The organism is Streptomyces sp. NPDC004126 (assembly GCF_050275515.1).
GTDB lineage: Bacteria > Actinomycetota > Actinomycetes > Streptomycetales > Streptomycetaceae > Streptomyces.
In genome coordinates this window covers 26,982-40,055 of the sequence record NZ_JBNNPF010000051.1, presented here as the reverse complement: position 1 = coordinate 40,055, position 13,074 = coordinate 26,982, and the positions used below count along the sequence as shown (strand labels likewise).

The 13,074-nt window shown below is 70.8% G+C and carries 16 protein-coding genes and 1 other RNA gene; 10 read left to right on the top strand and 7 right to left on the bottom strand.

What is annotated here, in order from left to right:
* The 9 genes from ACQKM2_RS33380 to ACQKM2_RS33340 all read left to right on the top strand — a co-directional run.
* Positions 1-464 (top strand): SH3 domain-containing protein (locus ACQKM2_RS33380; protein WP_427716488.1); only part of this gene is annotated, 464 nt, incomplete at its 5' end.
* 138 nt (positions 465-602) lie between these two features.
* Positions 603-878, top strand: coding sequence for a type II toxin-antitoxin system Phd/YefM family antitoxin (locus ACQKM2_RS33375; RefSeq protein WP_427716487.1), 276 nt, complete (start codon positions 603-605; stop codon positions 876-878).
* A gap of 295 nt (positions 879-1,173) precedes the next feature.
* Positions 1,174-2,394, top strand: coding sequence for a helix-turn-helix domain-containing protein (locus ACQKM2_RS33370; protein ID WP_427716485.1), 1,221 nt, complete (start codon positions 1,174-1,176; stop codon positions 2,392-2,394).
* Positions 2,395-2,596: 202 nt separating this feature from the next.
* Positions 2,597-2,776: a hypothetical protein gene (locus ACQKM2_RS33365; RefSeq protein ID WP_427716483.1), complete on the top strand. Its 180-nt coding sequence runs from the start codon at positions 2,597-2,599 to the stop codon at positions 2,774-2,776.
* On the top strand, positions 2,757-2,984 hold the full coding sequence (locus ACQKM2_RS33360; RefSeq protein ID WP_427716481.1) for a hypothetical protein: 228 nt from the start codon (positions 2,757-2,759) through the stop codon (positions 2,982-2,984). Before ACQKM2_RS33365 ends, ACQKM2_RS33360 begins: the two co-directional genes overlap by 20 nt.
* Before the next feature lie 129 nt (positions 2,985-3,113).
* Complete coding sequence (locus tag ACQKM2_RS33355; protein WP_427716480.1) at positions 3,114-3,248, top strand: albusnodin family lasso peptide; 135 nt, start codon at positions 3,114-3,116, stop codon at positions 3,246-3,248.
* A gap of 75 nt (positions 3,249-3,323) precedes the next feature.
* Entirely contained in the window at positions 3,324-5,129 is a 1,806-nt protein-coding gene (locus tag ACQKM2_RS33350) for an albusnodin/ikarugamycin family macrolactam cyclase (RefSeq protein WP_427716478.1), read from the top strand.
* Positions 5,129-5,686 carry a lasso peptide biosynthesis B2 protein gene (locus tag ACQKM2_RS33345; protein ID WP_427716476.1) on the top strand — a complete coding sequence of 186 codons (558 nt, stop codon included), beginning with the start codon at positions 5,129-5,131 and terminating at the stop codon, positions 5,684-5,686. Before ACQKM2_RS33350 ends, ACQKM2_RS33345 begins: the two co-directional genes overlap by 1 nt.
* A 17-nt stretch (positions 5,687-5,703) precedes the next feature.
* Entirely contained in the window at positions 5,704-6,255 is a 552-nt protein-coding gene (locus ACQKM2_RS33340; RefSeq protein WP_427716507.1) for a GNAT family N-acetyltransferase, read from the top strand.
* A 116-nt stretch (positions 6,256-6,371) separates the two neighbouring features.
* On the opposite strand, the gene ACQKM2_RS33335 is transcribed toward ACQKM2_RS33340, so the two are convergent.
* From ACQKM2_RS33335 to ftsE, 6 genes are all read right to left on the bottom strand, one after another.
* Positions 6,372-6,857 (bottom strand): replication/maintenance protein RepL, encoded by a 486-nt coding sequence (locus ACQKM2_RS33335; RefSeq protein ID WP_427716473.1) that lies wholly within the window; start codon positions 6,855-6,857, stop codon positions 6,372-6,374.
* 481 nt (positions 6,858-7,338) lie between these two features.
* Positions 7,339-7,727, bottom strand: a transfer-messenger RNA (tmRNA) gene (ssrA, locus tag ACQKM2_RS33330).
* An 84-nt stretch (positions 7,728-7,811) separates the two neighbouring features.
* Positions 7,812-8,297, bottom strand: a complete 486-nt coding sequence (gene smpB, locus ACQKM2_RS33325) for an SsrA-binding protein SmpB (protein ID WP_427716471.1) — start codon at positions 8,295-8,297, stop codon at positions 7,812-7,814.
* An 18-nt stretch (positions 8,298-8,315) separates the two neighbouring features.
* Positions 8,316-9,530 (bottom strand): S41 family peptidase, encoded by a 1,215-nt coding sequence (locus ACQKM2_RS33320; RefSeq protein ID WP_427716468.1) that lies wholly within the window; start codon positions 9,528-9,530, stop codon positions 8,316-8,318.
* Positions 9,531-9,597: 67 nt separating this feature from the next.
* Positions 9,598-10,581 carry a permease-like cell division protein FtsX gene (ftsX, locus tag ACQKM2_RS33315; RefSeq protein WP_427716467.1) on the bottom strand — a complete coding sequence of 328 codons (984 nt, stop codon included), beginning with the start codon at positions 10,579-10,581 and terminating at the stop codon, positions 9,598-9,600.
* 17 nt (positions 10,582-10,598) lie between these two features.
* Positions 10,599-11,288, bottom strand: coding sequence for a cell division ATP-binding protein FtsE (gene ftsE / locus ACQKM2_RS33310; protein ID WP_007264414.1), 690 nt, complete (start codon positions 11,286-11,288; stop codon positions 10,599-10,601).
* 228 nt (positions 11,289-11,516) lie between these two features.
* Between ftsE and ACQKM2_RS33305 the strand changes: the two genes are divergently transcribed.
* Entirely contained in the window at positions 11,517-11,705 is a 189-nt protein-coding gene (locus tag ACQKM2_RS33305) for a hypothetical protein (RefSeq protein WP_007264415.1), read from the top strand.
* A gap of 127 nt (positions 11,706-11,832) precedes the next feature.
* Here ACQKM2_RS33305 and prfB read toward each other — a convergent pair whose 3' ends face one another.
* On the bottom strand, positions 11,833-12,945 hold the full coding sequence (gene prfB / locus ACQKM2_RS33300) for a peptide chain release factor 2 (protein ID WP_427716464.1): 1,113 nt from the start codon (positions 12,943-12,945) through the stop codon (positions 11,833-11,835).
* Between the last annotated feature and the right edge of the window lie 129 nt (positions 12,946-13,074).

Below are 13,074 nucleotides of genomic sequence, written 5' to 3'. Positions count from 1 at the left end.
GCAAGGACGGCCGCCCCGGCAAGGACGGCCGACCGGGCCACGACGGAAAGCCCGGCAAGGACGGCAAGGACGGCGCCACCGGCTCGCAGGGCCCCCAGGGCGTCCCCGGCCCGAGGGGCGAGAAGGGCGACCCCGGCAAGGACGGAAAGCACGGCGGCACCTGCAAGAAGTGCGGCGACCACCACGGCAAGGACGACCACCACGGCAAGGGCGGCAAGGACGACCACAAGGCCACCCCGAAGGCCCGCATCGTCACCTCCGGCCACGGCCTCGGCATCCGCTCCGGCCCCGGCACGGACTACCGCAAGACCGGCAAGATCCCGGTCAACACGGTCGTGGCGCTCCAGTGCAAGGTCAACGGCCAGACCGTGGGCGACAACTCGATCTGGTACAAGCTCGCCGACGGCCGCGGCTGGATCGCCGCCCGCTACGCCCTGAACCTCAACAAGGTCCCGTACTGCTGAGGCCCCGCACCGGCACCCCGGCATGACGAAGGCCCCGCAGCCAGAAGGCTGCGGGGCCTTCACGGATGCCCATCGGTACCGGAATCCGGTACGAGCGCGGGACCCTATCCAGGTACCGACACACGAGGGAGTACAGCCATGCCGATCAGCGCCAGCGAAGCACGCAGAACCCTGTTCCCCCTGATCGAGCAGGTCAACGACGACCGCACTCCCGTGCGCATCAGATCCAAGAACGGTGACACGGTGCTCATGTCGGCCGACGACTACGACTCCTGGCAGGAAACCGTCTACCTGCTGCGCTCCCCCGCGAACGCCCGCCGCCTCATGGAGGCCGCCGCCCGCGACCGTGAGGGCGCGGCGGCCGTCGTCACCAAGAGCATGGACGATCTGCGCGCCCTGGCGGGTGAGGAGTGAGGAGCGTCCACCTCGACCCCGCCGCCTGGGAGGACTTCCTCTTCTGGCTCGGCGCGGGCCCAAGATGGCACGCCCGTGCGGGCGGGTCCACAGGCACCCCCGCGCCCCAGGTCCCTTCCGGCGGAAGGCATGGAGCGCGGGGAGCGCGTTCGACCACCGGGCAACGCCCGCACAACGCTCCTTGAACGAACAGGGACCCCAACCACCTTGCGGCTGGGGTCCTTTCCGTTCTCCCGCCACCCGGCGGCGGGTACCGTCCAAGTAGGCCCACTACGCAGGACGGAGCACAGACAGCATGCCCCAGAACCCTGTTGCTGGCACGGGTGCGCGCATCGCGGCGTACCGGAGACTGCGCCGACTCACCCAGACGCAACTGGCCGACAAGGCGAACATCTCGGAAAGCCTCCTGGCGAAGGTGGAGCAAGGCCGGCGCCCGGCCTCGGGAGCGCTGACCGCCGCCGTGGCCCGGGCCCTCGGTGTCCCGGTCACCACCTTCACCGGCCAGCCCTACGCCACCGAGCACGCCCATGACCGCCTGGACGGGCCCTTGGCCAACCTGAGGGCCTCCCTGGAAAACTGGGACCTGCCGCTGGATGAAGTCGCCGTGCGGGGCCCCGCCGAGATCGGCACCGACGTGCGCCAGGTCCTGGAAGCGCGCCGCGCATCCAATTACGCCAAAATCACCAAGATGGCGCCGCCGCTGATTGACGAGCTGGTGCAGGTGTCGCAGACCGCGACCGGCCAGGCCGAGGAGCAGGCCCACCGCATGCTGGTCCACGTCTACCGGTCGGCGTACGACGTCGCTTACAACCTGGGCTTGTCGGACCTGGTGTCGCTGCTGCTGTCGCGCATGGACTACTCCGTCAGCCGGGGGAACGACCCCTACTTGATGGCCCTGCACCACTACATGAGGGCGTACGCGACGTTCACGACGGGGCGCCTGGAGGTCGGGCAGGCCATCATCAGCCGGGCCCTCGGCATCGTGGAGACCGGCGTCCGGGCGGGAGACGTTCCGGCCCTGTGCTCGGCCGGAAACCTGCGGCTGCGGGCGGCCGTGCTCGCCTGCCGACGGGGCGACGGCGACACGGCCCGGGGGGAGCTGGCCGAAGCCCGGCGGCTGGGTGATCGGCTGGGGAGGGAGGTCACGGGCGGCGGAGACGACGGCCCGCACGTCCAGAGCTTCGGCCCCACCAACGTGGCCATCCACGCATCCGCCGTGGAGATGGAGCTGGGCAACCACAGCCGGGCATTGCACCTGGCGAAGGAGGTCCGGCCGCCCGCCGGCTACTTCCCTGACCGGCTCGGGCACTTCTGGATCGACACCGCCCGCGCCCAGCTGTCGACCGGGAAGACGGACGCCGCCCTGTCCTCTCTGCTGAAGGCGCGGTCCGTCGCCCCTCAGCAGGCCAAGTACCACCCGAGCGTCCGGGAGACAGTCAGCGGGCTGGTGCACGCAGCACGCCGTACCCCGGACACGCTGATCGGGTACGCATCCTGGTGCGGGGCAGACCTGTAGACCCACCAGCCCCACCAGACCACTCCTGTCACACGGCGTCCTGCAACTGTCACAACCTGTGCCAGTTGAGGGGCGCCGTGCCGCGTTCACTGGTCACACGCCGCCCTCACGGACGACGTCCCCCTTCGCAGCGGGCCGCGTGCCCGTCCGCTACGGCGCACCCGCGGCCCGCTGCAACCCCCCGCCGGAGAGGAGCAAAGCCATGAGCACCTCCGAACTGCCCCGCCGCACGCCCGGCATCAGCGGACGCGCCTACATCGCCCCCGAGCCCCAGCCCGGAACCCCGAGCCTCGCCCTGCGGATACGGGCCGCCGGCGGCTGGGAGAAGTTCATGCGCCGCGCCGACTTCGAAAGGCGTGACCATGTCCCGCCCCAGCCGTGAGCGCCAGCGCCAGACCGTACCCGGCTGGGTCACCGAGGGCACTGCGATCAGCGACCCGATCGAAGGCCGCCACGGCATCGTCCAGTTCATCGGGGAGTGGCAGGACCCCGCCACCCGCATCACGATGTCCAACGCGGTCTTCGCCCGCCCCATGGGCGGGGGCCGGGAGTGGATCGTCAAGGACCCCTCCAGCCTCGAACGGGGCTGACCTCAGAGCTTCCGTCCGCACCCTCGCAGACGGTCTGCACGGACGGAGACGGCTCCAGGGCCCCTCACCTCCGAGGGCTCCGGCGCCACCCACAGCACCACTCGAACATCTATCGAGAGGAGCACCGCCATGCACAACACCACCGAGACCGCCATCACGACTGAGGAAGAGGCGGTGGCCGTCGATCTCGGCGACGTCGCCGAGCTGACCGAGGGCCAGGGCGGCGGCAACAGCGAGGACAAGCGGCGCGCATACAACAGCTGACCCCCGCCCGCACCGGACGCGGTCCCGGCCTTCGGGTCGGGGCCGCGTTCCCGTTCCCAGCTCCTGGAGGACTCCGTGCCCGTAGGCGGATTCAGCATCACCCGGCCCGACCTCCCGCACCCGATCGGCGCCGACACCCCGTCGGCCTCCCTGTGGCGGGTTGGCGGCACCTCCGTGCGCAGTGCGCAGCGGGGTGGCCGGCGTGTCCACGTCGTCGGCCTGTGCGGAGCGACCGACGACGAGGTACGGCGCCTTCCCGCCCGCCCGTTACCCGCCCGTGTGGCCTGGTGGTGGCCGGGGGCGTACGCGGTCCTGGAGGAGGTGGAGCACGGCCTGGTGCTCCATACCGACCCGGCCGCCGCCTTCCCCCTGTACGCGGCCGCCTGGAGGGGGACGTGGGCATGGTCGACGTCAGCCCGCCATCTGGCCGCCCTGGTGGACGCCCGGGTGGATGTCGGCCGGGTGGCCTGCGCGGTTCTGGCCCCGTCCCTGCCCGTGCTGGCCACGGGCCGCTCCTTCTTCACCGGGGTGGTGCAGCTCCCGCCGGGCGCCCGGATCGAACTCCCCACCGACGGCGGCCCGAACCGGTGCAGCACGGTGTGGCGGCCCGACCCGTACGCCGGGCCGCCGGCCCACCTGCGCCTGCGGACCGCCCTCACCGCGGCGGTGATTTTGCGGACCCGCACCGGCCCGGGCCTGTCCAGCGACCTCTCCGGCGGTCTCGACTCCACCACCCTGGCCGTAATCGCCTCCCGCGCCATGCCCGGCCCTCTCGATGCGGTGACGATCCACCCCGCCGGCATCTTGGACGGCGCCGACCTGCGTCACGCCCGCCTCACCGCCGACGCCTCGGCCGGGCGCATCCGCCACCACCTCCTCCCCCTCACCGCCGAGCACCGCCCGTACCAGCGGATCGCGGAGGTGCCGGTGACCGACGAACCCGCACCCTCCACCCTGACCCACTCCCGACTCCTGGCACAGCTGCGGTGGATGCGCCGCGAACTGGGCACGCGCACCCACCTGACCGGGGACGGCGGGGACAGCATCCTCTTCCAGCCGCCCGCCCACCTGGCGGACCTACTCCGCCGCCACCGCTACCTCCGGGCCATCCGGGAGGCGTCCGGGTGGGCCAGGCTGCGCCACACCTCGGTCCCGCCGCTCCTGCGCGCCGCCGCCCGCATGGCCCGCCAGACCCGCCAGGACGCCCTGGCCGCCCTCGGCCCGGCCCTGACCGCAGGCACCCCGGGCCCGCACAACGCGGGGAACGTCCGCTGGTTCCCTGCCCTGCCGGTACCCGCGTGGGCCACCCCGGACGGGGTACGCCTCCTGGCCGGAGCAGCCGCGGACACCGCGTCCGCCCCGGATCCGCTACCCGGGCTGGACGCCTCCGTGCGCGTGCTGGTGGACGAGATCCGGGAGGTGGCCCGTACCGCCGTCGCGGACGCCGAGCTGGCCGCCAGCTGCGGAGTCGACCTCCAGAACCCGTTCCTGGACGCCTCCGTGGCCGACGCCGTTCTACCGACCCCGCTCGGCGGCCGGCCCCCGCTGTACGCCTACAAGCCGACCTTGACGCGGGCGTTCTCGGACGTCCTCCCTCCCGCCCTGGCGGCCCGCACCACCAAGGGGTCCTTCGAGGCGGACCACTACAGCGGGATGCGGGCCGCCCTGCCCGAACTCCTCGCCGACGGCGTCACGAACCTGGCCGCTCTCAGCCTGGTCGACGTCGGCGGCTTCCGGGCCCAGCTGCGCCAGGCCGCCGCCGGGCTGCCCATGCCCCTGGCGACGATGGAACAGGCCCTGGCCGTGGACGCCTGGCTGGGCGCGATCGGCCGGGCCCCCGCCCCGCGTTGGGCCGTCCCTGCCCTGGGGAGGTCGGAGTGATGGAGCGGACGGTGGACTTCGGGCACGTCCGGGTGCACATCGACTACCGCACCGGCCGGGTCCGGTGCCTGATCCCCACCACGGCGACGACGGCAACGACAGCGCCCACCGCCAGCTGGGGCAGCAGCGAACACCCCGCCGGCCTCACCGTGCCCAGCGCGCCCTGGAGCCCTGCCGCCGCGCTGGCCCTGACCACGGTCCTGGCCATCAGGAAGGCCGGGGACCCGGGGACGTCAATGCAGCGGCTCACCGCCGCCGTGCGCACCGCCGCGGCCGCGTGCACCACGGCCGCCACGCACGACCAGGCGGTGGCCGCCGTCCAGGCTGTGCGCCGCGCCGCCTGGTTCTCCCCCGCCCGGACGGCCTGCCTGGAAGAATCCGCCGCGGCTGTACTCCTCCTCGCCATGCGGCGCCGGTCCGTCACCTGGTGCCACGGCGTAGCCCCCGACCCCGTCCGCCTCCACGCCTGGATCACCACCCACGACGGCACCCCCGCAGCGGAACCGGCATCCACCCTGGCCTACACGACCGCCCTCACGATCGGAGTCCCCCAGTGACCGACCCTGACCCCACCCTGTGGATCAAGACGAAGACGTGCGCGCTGGGCCCGTACCGGCCGGACCTGGTGGAGACGTACTGGCGGTGGGAGCAGGACCCCACGCTGATGGTCGGCTACGGCCGGCAGGCCCCGGAGTCGCTGGAGGCCCGTACTGAGGGGATGGCTCACCAGGTCCGCGGTACGAACCTCCGCTTCACGGTCTACGACCTGGCCGGCGGCCAGCCCATGCCGGTCGGGGTGACCACGATCCTGCCCGACGAAGCCGTACGCACCGCCGAATTCGTGATCATGCTGAGCAAGGAGGCCCGCGGCCGTGGCCTCGGCGCCGAGGCAACCCGGCTGACCCTGGACTACGCCTTCCACGTGGCCAACCTGCGCATGGTCTGGCTGAAGGTCCTGGAGCCGAACAAGGCCGGGGTCAGGGCGTACCAGCGGGCCGGGTTCCAGCAGGCCGGAGTGCTCCGCGGTGCCGGCTACTGGCTGGGGGCAGTGTGCAATGAGCTGATCATGGATGCCTTGGCGGAGGAGTTCACCGGCCCTTCCGCCGTGAAGGACCTGTTCGACTGACCGCTGGTGGAGCCCTCGGTCCGCGCAGCACAGCCGATCAGGATCTGCGTCAGGTTACCCAAGGCAGACCTTGGCCCCCTGCTCCTCGGGGTAGCAGGGGCCGAAGGCGGTGGCGATCAGGCGATCACGTCCGTAACCCCGTCCTCACCGATCTGGTGGGCGATGACGGCACCAGGCCGCGGGATGGACGGCAGGCTGCCGTCCTTCCGCTTCGCTTCGGCGTACCCAATGGCACGGGCCTGCGCAGTGGAGTTCCCGAAGAACAGGATGTAGGGGTGGATCTGGTAGCGGCCGCGGCCTGACTTCCAGATGAACGAGCGCTCCATGAGCTGCCCGACCGCCGTGTTGATGGAGCGACGGCTGACCCCGAGGAGGGCGGCCAGCTCGTCCTGCTTGATGGCCACCTCGCCGTTCTCGTTCATGTGTGGGTAGCGGCCGTTCTCGTCGACCTCGGCAAGCGCACCGACGATCTTCCAGAAAGTGTCCTTGGCCAGCGATCCGATGTTGTAGTCGGGCAGGTGGCGCAGGAAGTCCAGGCTGACGACGACATGGATGGGGCCGGTGCCCTCGCCGGTCATGGCCGCGTCCGTCGTGACGAGCATCGTGTACGGGCCCCTTCTGCGGATGGTGATGTCGGCAGACTCACCGGGCCGGATGACGGCGACCTGGACGCGGGTACGCGTCGCACGCGTACGTGCGCTGCTGCTCGTTGCCACACCCCAACGCCAGCAAACGAGAACCCAGTCTTCACACTTTGCTCCATAAAGAGAAACCTCACTTCTCCTGCCATGGGCTCCCAGCACCCTTGTGTGCAACCGGGGGACTCATTACCCAGACGTAGTGTGAACCCCGGCTGCACACAGGGGCGGCAAAAGTGCCGGTCAGGGCGCGCCCACCACCACCCGGGGCGGCATGACAGCCGTGGTGTTTCATGGTGTGCACCGGCTTGAGGTGGTGACCACGGCGGTGATGGGCCGCCGATGGCCGACGACCGGGCGGCATGGGCACACTCGCGGGTCGGATCCGTCGGCATGACGAAGGCCCCGCAGCCAGCAGGCTGCGGGGCCTTCGCCCACATGGGATGAGTGGAGATGGCGGGAATCGAACCCGCGTCCAACGGTGCAGAAGCAGGGCTTCTCCGAGCGCAGTCCGCTGCGATTTTCTCGGCCCCGGAGATCACACGGACAAGTCTCCGACGGGCTCAGTCACTGTTTGATTTCCCTCCAACCCCCGTGACCGGGGCTAGAGGTTTAGATCCCTAGTTGACGCCAGGATCCGGACCGGGACCACTTCCGGGCTGACGCTCCTCACAGAGGCTTCAGCTCACTGTTATTAGGCAGCGAGGGTGAAGCGGGAGTTATCGCTCTTGGAGTTGGCGATTATTTTTTGCGACATGTGGTTAGCGAGATCATTGCCGCTTCCTCGGCTCGCTTCCCCTGCATCGACAGCCGCTGTCGAAACCGATCATCCCCATGTTTTGTTAACAAGCTGCTCCCACCGCGAGCGGCGGGTGCTGACGCCATGGTACGCGAAGTGGACCACGGGATGCCAGGAGATTAAACCGTGCCCCGCTGCTTGCGCCGGACCGCCGAGATCGCCCGCTGCGTCTCGCGCGTGTCCTGCTTCTCGCGGAGCGTCTGCCGCTTGTCGAACTCCTTCTTGCCCTTCGCCAGCGCGATCTCGACCTTCGCGCGGCCGTCCTTGAAGTACAGGGACAGCGGGACGACCGTGTGGCCCGACTCCTCGGACTTGCGCTCCAGCTTGTCGATCTCCTCGCGGTGCATGAGGAGCTTGCGCTTGCGGCGGGCGCTGTGGTTGGTCCAGGTGCCCTGGCTGTACTCCGGGACGTGCACGTTGTACATCCAGACCTCGCGGCCCTCCACCGACACGAAGCCGTCCACCAGCGAGGCCCGGCCCTGGCGCAGGGACTTGACCTCGGTGCCGGTCAGGACGATCCCGCACTCGTAGGTGTCGATGATCGCGTAGTCGTGCCGCGCCTTCTTGTTCTGGGCGATCAGCTTGCGCCCTTTTTCCTTAGCCATAGTGCGGTCATCTTCGCACTACGACCCCACCCCGAGGCCACCCAATACCGTGCGCGCCCGCTCCTCCGCCCCGTCGCCCGCCGCCAGGTCCGGGGTGATGCCCCCGCCGTCGAGGCTGCGGCCCGCCGGGGTGCGGTACGTGCCCACCGTCAGCTCCGCCACCGCGCCGCCCGGCAGCTCCGTCGGCATCTGCACCGAGCCCTTGCCGAAGGTGCGGGTGCCCACCGTCACCGCGCGGCCGCGGTCCTGGAGGGCGCCGGTGACCAGCTCGGCCGCGCTCATCGTGCCGCCGTCGACGAGGGCGACCAGGGGGCGGGCGGTGTCCCCGCCCGGGTCGGCGTACAGGGCGCGCTCGGAGCCGCGTACGTCGTACGTCGCCACGAGCCCGCCGTCCAGGAACGCGGAGGCCGCCACCACCGCCTCCGTGACCAGCCCGCCCGGGTTGCCGCGCAGGTCCAGCATCACCCCGCCGCCGGGCGGGGCCTCGCGGACGGCCGCCCGGACGCGCTCGCCGGAGCCCCGGGTGAAGGAGGCCACCTTGATCACGGTGATGCCGCCCGCGAGGCGGCGTACGGTCACCGGCTCGGTACGCAGCTGCGCGCGCCGGACGGTCACGGTGCGGTCGGCGCCGTCCCGGCTGAGGCCGAGCACCACCGGAGTGCCGGCTTCCCCGCGCAGCAGCGCCACCACGTCGGCCACCGCCAGCCCGGTCACGCTCCGGCCGTCCACGCCCAGCAGCCGGTCCCCGGCGCGCAGGCCGGCCCGGTCGGCGGGGCTGTCCGGCTGGACCCGGTCGACCTCGATCCGGCCGTCCCCGCGGCGTCCGGCCCAGAGCCCGACCCCGGTCCAGCGGCCGTCGAGTTCCTCGGCGAAGGCGGCGTACTCGCCCTGGTCGTAGACGGTGCCCCAGCGGTCGCCGCTGCGGCTGACGACCTCCTGGGCGGCCTTCTTGCCCGACTTCCCCTCTGCGACGGCCTCGGCGGCGGCCCGGGCGACGGCCTCCCGGTCGGCGGTCCCGGCGCCGGGACCGGGGCCGGGGCCGGAGCCGGGATCCGGGGGCGCGTCCGGTTCGCCGGCGCCCGCCAGGAAGGCCGTACCCGTCCCGTCGGCCTCGTGCGGGGACCAGCACCCCGTGCCGGCGGCGGTGCCCACGCAGACGAGGAAGACCAGCGTCAGAACGGCCCCGCGACGCAGGTCGCGGGGCCTGGGACAGAAGGCGGGCAGACCCGGCATGCCGCCGAGTCTAGGACAAGCCCCGCCGCGGCAAGTCCGGTTGAGCACAGAGCTCAGGAGGCGCTCGTCATACCTTCAGGTACTTGCGCAGCGCGACGAACGCGGCCAGCGAGGGCATCAGCAGGCCGATGACCAGCACCAGCGGCAGCTTGGTGAGGACGGCGTCCCAGCCGATGAAGTTGATCAGCTGGAGCTTGTCGCGGAGCGCGATGCCGTGGTCGATCACGAAGTACTGGCCGGTGCCGAGCATCGCGCAGGCGAACACGGCGCCGATGAGGCCGGCCACGGCGGCCTCCATGATGAACGGCACCTGGATGTAGAAGCCGGAGGCTCCCACGAGCCGCATGATGCCGGTCTCCCGCCGACGGCTGAACGCCGAGACGCGCACCGTGTTGACGATCAGCAGCAGGGCCACGATCAGCATGACGAGCATGATGCCGAGGGCCGCCCAGTTGAGGGTGCCGAGCAGGGCGAAGAGGTTGTCGAGCTCGGTGGACTGGTCGGCGACCGACTGGACGCCGTCGCGCCCGGCGAAGGCGGAGGTGATGACCTCGTACTTCTCCGGGTTCTTCAGCTTGACCCGGAAGGAGTCGGGCATCTGGTCGGGGGTGACGACGGAGGCCAGCGCGGTGTGGCCGAAGCGCTCCTTGTAGTGCTTGTAGGCCTCGTCCGAGGACTCGTACATGACGGTCTGGACGAGGTCCATCTTCTTCAGCTCGGACTCGATGCCCTGCTTCTGCTCGGGGGTGACCGCCCCCTTGGAGCAGGGCCGGCCGCTGCCGGCGGCGGCGCCGGCCGCGGGTGCCCCGGCGGCGGCGCCCGGGGCGGCGGCGCCGGCCGCGTCCAGGGCGTCGTTCTTCGTGCAGAGGTAGACGGTGACGTTGACCTTGTCGTACCAGTACCCCTTCATGGCGCTGACCTGGTCGCGCATGAGGAGGGAGCCGCCGAACAGGGCCAGGGACAGGGCCACGGAGATGATGACCGCGAAGGTCATGGTGAGATTGCGGCGGAGGCCGACGCCGATCTCCGACATGACGAACTGGGCGCGCATGACGTCTCAGGGGCCTTTCAGTGCTGGTAGCCGTAGACGCCGCGCGACTGGTCGCGCACGAGCCGGCCCTGTTCGAGTTCGATGACGCGCTTGCGCATCTGGTCCACGATCTGCTGGTCGTGCGTGGCCATGATGACGGTGGTGCCGGTCCGGTTGATCCGGTCCAGGAGCTTCATGATGCCGACGGAGGTCTGCGGGTCGAGGTTGCCGGTCGGCTCGTCGGCGATCAGCAGGGCGGGGCGGTTGACGAAGGCGCGGGCGATGGCGACGCGCTGCTGCTCGCCGCCGGACAGCTCGCCGGGCATCCGCCCCTCCTTGCCGCCCAGGCCGACCAGCTCCAGGACCTGCGGTACGGCCTTGCGGATCTCGCCGCGCGGTTTGCCGATGACCTCCTGGGCGAAGGCGACGTTCTCGGCGACGGTCTTGTTGGGCAGCAGGCGGAAGTCCTGGAAGACGGTCCCCAGCTGGCGCCGCATGTGCGGGACCTTCCAGTTGGAGAGCTTCGCGAGGTCCTTGCCGAGGACGTGCACCTGGCCGTGGGTGGCCCGTTCCTCGCGCAGGACGAGCCGCAGGAAGGTGGACTTGCCGGAGCCGGAGGAGCCGACCAGGAAGACGAACTCGCCCTTGGCGATGTCGAGGGAGACATCTCTGAGTGCGGGCCGGTTCTGCTTCGGGTAGGACTTGGAGACGTTGTCGAATCGGATCACGGGAGCACCACGGTCGCCGGGAGTAGGTGACCGTGACCATACGCGACCGGACGCCGGGTGGGGACCCGGCAACCGTAGTTGCCCGATATATCCCCGGGTGCTGGAGGAGCGGGATCGTGATTGCCCGGACGGGCCGCGCCGAATGTCGGCGGAGCTGGCACAGTGGTAGGGGGAACGGACCGCGTCCCCGCACCGTTGTCCATGTCGAGGGGACGAGAGGAGGAGCGCATGACATATGACCGGCTCGTGTGCGCGAACTGCGCCGCACCCGTCAGCCAGGGCCGCTGCCCGGTGTGCCGGGCGAACCGGGAGCGCCTCCAGCAGGAGGGCCCCTTCGCCGGGCTGAATCCGGCGACGCTCATCGCGCTTCTGGTGGTGCTGGTGGCCGCGCTGGCGCTGGTGGCACGGACCGCGTAGGCCGCGTCGCGTCCCGATCAGCCGGCATCACCGTGTGGCCGCGTGGATCACACGTAATGGGGAAGGGCCCGGACACCACCTGGTGTCCGGGCCCTTCCTCGTGCTGACGCGCTGACGCGCTCGCGCGTTACGCGGTGGCCTGCTCCTGCTGCTTGCGCCAGCGGATGCCGGCCTCCAGGAAGCCGTCGATCTCGCCGTCGAGGACCGCCTGCGGGTTGCCGACCTCGAACTCCGTCCGCAGGTCCTTGACCATCTGGTACGGGTGCAGGACGTAGGAGCGCATCTGGTTGCCCCAGGAGCTGCCGCCGTCCTTGAGGGCGTCCATCCTGGCCTGCTCCTCCTGGCGGCGCCGCTCCAGCAGCTTGGCCTGGAGCACGTTCATGGCGCTGGCCTTGTTCTGGATCTGCGAGCGCTCGTTCTGGCAGGAGACGACGATGCCGGTCGGGATGTGCGTGATGCGCACGGCCGAGTCGGTCGTGTTGACGCCCTGGCCGCCGGGGCCGGAGGCGCGGTACACGTCGACGCGCAGCTCGGACTCGTCGATCTCGACGTGGTCGCTGGTCTCGACGACCGGCAGCACCTCGACGCCCGCGAAGGAGGTCTGGCGGCGGCCCTGGTTGTCGAACGGGGAGATGCGCACGAGGCGGTGGGTGCCCTGCTCGACGGAGAGGGTGCCGTAGGCGTACGGGGCCTTGACGACGAAGGTGGTCGACTTGATGCCGGCCTCTTCCGCGTACGAGGTCTCGTAGATCTCCGTCGGGTAGCCGTGGCGCTCGGCCCAGCGCAGGTACATGCGCTGGAGGCGCTCGGCGAAGTCGGAGGCGTCGACGCCGCCGGCCTCGGCGCGGATGTTGACCAGGGCCTCGCGCTCGGCGTACTCGCCGGAGAGCAGGGTCCGGACCTCCATCTCGTCCAGCGCCTTGCGGACCGACGCCAGCTCGGCCTCGGCCTCGGCGAGGGTGTCCGCGTCGTCCATCTCCTGGGCGAGTTCGAACAGCACCGCGAGGTCGTCGATGCGGCCGCGCAGGGTCTCGGTCTTGCGGACCTCGGCCTGGAGGTGCGAAAGCTTGCTCGTGATCTTCTGGGCGGCGTCCGGGTCGTCCCACAGGGACGGCGCGGCGGCCTGCTCCTCGAGCACGGCGATATCTGCCCTCAGCTTGTCGAGGTCCAGGACGGCCTCGATCGACCCCATGGTCGAGGAGAGGGACTTCAGCTCTTCGGAAACATCGACGACTGCCACGGGTCAAGCCTAGCCGGTCCCCGGACGGGGCTGTCCGGGCAGGCCGGATCGGACCGTACAGAGGAGCGCCGATACGGGCGTACGCTCCTCGTATGACCGTTCTACTCGTGAAGCGCCGCCATGTGGACC

Bases quoted from the DNA above. Each gene is read 5' to 3' on its own strand.
- ACQKM2_RS33320 (WP_427716468.1), bottom strand. From the start codon at position 9,530: ATGCCGGGTCTGCCCGCCTTCTGTCCCAGGCCCCGCGACCTGCGTCGC.
- ACQKM2_RS33375 (WP_427716487.1), top strand. From the start codon at position 603: ATGCCGATCAGCGCCAGCGAAGCACGCAGAACCCTGTTCCCCCTGATC.
- ACQKM2_RS33345 (WP_427716476.1), top strand. From the start codon at position 5,129: ATGGAGCGGACGGTGGACTTCGGGCACGTCCGGGTGCACATCGACTAC.
- smpB (WP_427716471.1), bottom strand. From the start codon at position 8,297: ATGGCTAAGGAAAAAGGGCGCAAGCTGATCGCCCAGAACAAGAAGGCG.
- ACQKM2_RS33360 (WP_427716481.1), top strand. From the start codon at position 2,757: ATGTCCCGCCCCAGCCGTGAGCGCCAGCGCCAGACCGTACCCGGCTGG.
- ftsX (WP_427716467.1), bottom strand. From the start codon at position 10,581: ATGCGCGCCCAGTTCGTCATGTCGGAGATCGGCGTCGGCCTCCGCCGC.
- ACQKM2_RS33355 (WP_427716480.1), top strand. From the start codon at position 3,114: ATGCACAACACCACCGAGACCGCCATCACGACTGAGGAAGAGGCGGTG.
- ACQKM2_RS33370 (WP_427716485.1), top strand. From the start codon at position 1,174: ATGCCCCAGAACCCTGTTGCTGGCACGGGTGCGCGCATCGCGGCGTAC.
- ACQKM2_RS33335 (WP_427716473.1), bottom strand. From the start codon at position 6,857: ATGCTCGTCACGACGGACGCGGCCATGACCGGCGAGGGCACCGGCCCC.
- ACQKM2_RS33365 (WP_427716483.1), top strand. From the start codon at position 2,597: ATGAGCACCTCCGAACTGCCCCGCCGCACGCCCGGCATCAGCGGACGC.
- ACQKM2_RS33305 (WP_007264415.1), top strand. From the start codon at position 11,517: ATGACATATGACCGGCTCGTGTGCGCGAACTGCGCCGCACCCGTCAGC.